The 2193-nt window shown below is 31.0% G+C and carries 1 protein-coding gene and 1 pseudogene; one reads left to right on the top strand and one right to left on the bottom strand.

All coding sequences use genetic code 11. The features are described 5' to 3' along the window. Positions 1-316: 316 nt before the first annotated feature. Positions 317-1633, bottom strand: a complete 1317-nt coding sequence (locus HZR21_RS11440) for a RepB family plasmid replication initiator protein (protein WP_180747709.1) — start codon at positions 1631-1633, stop codon at positions 317-319. Positions 1634-2015: 382 nt separating this feature from the next. On the opposite strand from HZR21_RS11440, the pseudogene HZR21_RS11435 reads away from it, so the two are divergent. Next, positions 2016-2193 (top strand): annotated as a pseudogene (locus HZR21_RS11435) (Y-family DNA polymerase); the annotation flags it as partial.

Here is a 2193-nt window from a genome sequence, read left to right as displayed (position 1 = left end):
TACGATTGACGTTTTTTCTGCCGTTTCTTCTCCTATTCAATAATGTTTTAACATACTCATATAATGTACTTATATAACGTGAGTATATTGTATAAGTATATAAAATACTTATACTTATGATTTGTCAGTAAAAAAAGATGTAGTTTTAGCTACTCCACCCTTTTGATTTACGATTGACGTTTTTTCTGCCATTTCTTCTCCTATTCAATAATGTTGTAACATACTCATGAAATGTACTTACGTAACGTGAGTATATTATATGAGTATGTAATATGCTCATACTTAATATTTGTCAATTCAAATAATAGTATAATTGCTACTTTTTCATTGAGTCTGACAGTTCTTTTTTAATCTTCTCTAGTTCCTTTTGTTCTTCTGGAGTAGTTTCGTTTTTATAATCCCAATCAGGTGTTTTACTTCCAACTGGTGTTACTTTTCCTTTTGTTTTAACATACCTTGTTTTATCTTTTTCGGGTTGCTTTGTATCGCCACTTTCAAGATAGCGCATAACAGCCGTTTTAAGATACTTGACAAGGTTCGGCTTGGAATAGTCTAATTTCTTGTTTGCAACGTATTCTAGGTGCTTTCTCACACCTTTAAGACCTACTATTGCTTCTAGTTGTTTATAGAGTGGGTACACTTCTTGTTGAAGATTGGCCATTAAAGTAATATCTGTCATTTGTACTGGAGAAAGTAATGTACTGGTAATCAGTTCCATAGTGTATTTACTTTGCATTGCCTCAGCAAATAATGCCTGTTGGTTTACTTCCTTATCTGCCATACCTTGCAGATATGCAGCATCTTGTTCTCTTTCCTTGTATTCCCCATTTATTTCCTGTGGTTTTGCTTTCTTAGATATATGAAACTGTATGCTGTCAATTGAGCGACCCTTCTTTAATTTTTCATACACAACATTAAAATGTGTATATTGATTAATCTCTTCAAGAGGGTCTCTTAACACTCTCTTTTCAAAATTATCTATTCGCTTGTAGTCATCAAGAGTATCTGTTAAAATTCTTAACTCTTTAATGGAAATTGAAGGATTTCTATGCTTCTCTATCTGTTCTGCCCTTCTACCCCCATTTGTATTATAATGTTCAAATTGATTGTAATGCATTGATAGCCATTTGTATAGAATAATGCTATATTTACTGTTTAACTCCATGATATCAGACAAGGCATATTGCGTGAAATTCTTTTTTAAATCAATCAGGTATGGCATAATTGCTATGTCAAACCGAATAGTAACTTCATCATTATAATCATTCCATTCAACATAAGGTATGGGAACAATTCGTTTAAATTTATAGCCCTTCTTTTTTTCTTCTTGTATTTTAAAGAACGCTTGTTCCTGCATCTTCTCAATTGCTTGTTTAAACCTTGTATGTTTATCATTATCTGACACATCAAAAAACTTAAACAGCTCTTTTTTGGACAAATAAATTGTATTATCTTTTGGTGGATTTTCAGTATCAATACAAGAAACCGATAATTCAAAAATTTTCAATGGAGTTTTATCCATTTTGGCAATAGAACTAATTAAATCGTTATGCTCTACAACTTTTCTTTCCTTTATTTTGTTCACGGTTTTTACCTGCTTTGATTTTTTTTGATTGTTTAGTATAATTGACATATGAATGCGTTCCTTTACGTATTTTAAATAGACATAGAGAGAAAAATTTAGCGATTGACTTCTCTATGTTTTATTATACCAAAAAACACCTACAAGTCGATATTTTTCGTAGGATAATAAACAGTATTTTGTAGGATAATAAACAGTATTTTGTAGGATAATAAACAGTATTTTGTAGGTACATATTCCTCTAAAGCATTATAAACATTGACATTTTGGGGACGCAAAAGAAAAAAAGATTAAAATATATAAGATAAATAAAGATAGGCTTCGCCTATTTTTTATTTTTTTAAAATATGGGTAAATATTTGACAGCAATTTTAAAAGTGCTAAAATAGTGTTAGTTAAATAAACTAACACTATTTGTAAATGAGGTGTCTATATGATTGAAATTGGCCCTTTAATTGATTACTCAAAAGAACAGCGCAGGGCGATTGCTTTTATCGACATGAAATCATTCTATGCAAGTGTAGAGTGTGTTGAAAGGGGTTTAAATCCTCTGTCAACATCACTATGTGTCATGAGTGGTGCAGACAACTCAGCAGGTCTGATACTAGCAA

Source organism: Pseudolactococcus laudensis, from assembly GCF_013449735.1.
Lineage (GTDB): Bacteria > Bacillota > Bacilli > Lactobacillales > Streptococcaceae > Pseudolactococcus > Pseudolactococcus laudensis.
The sequence above is the reverse complement of the archived record's forward strand: the minus strand, read 5'-3'. Positions and strand labels throughout refer to the sequence as shown.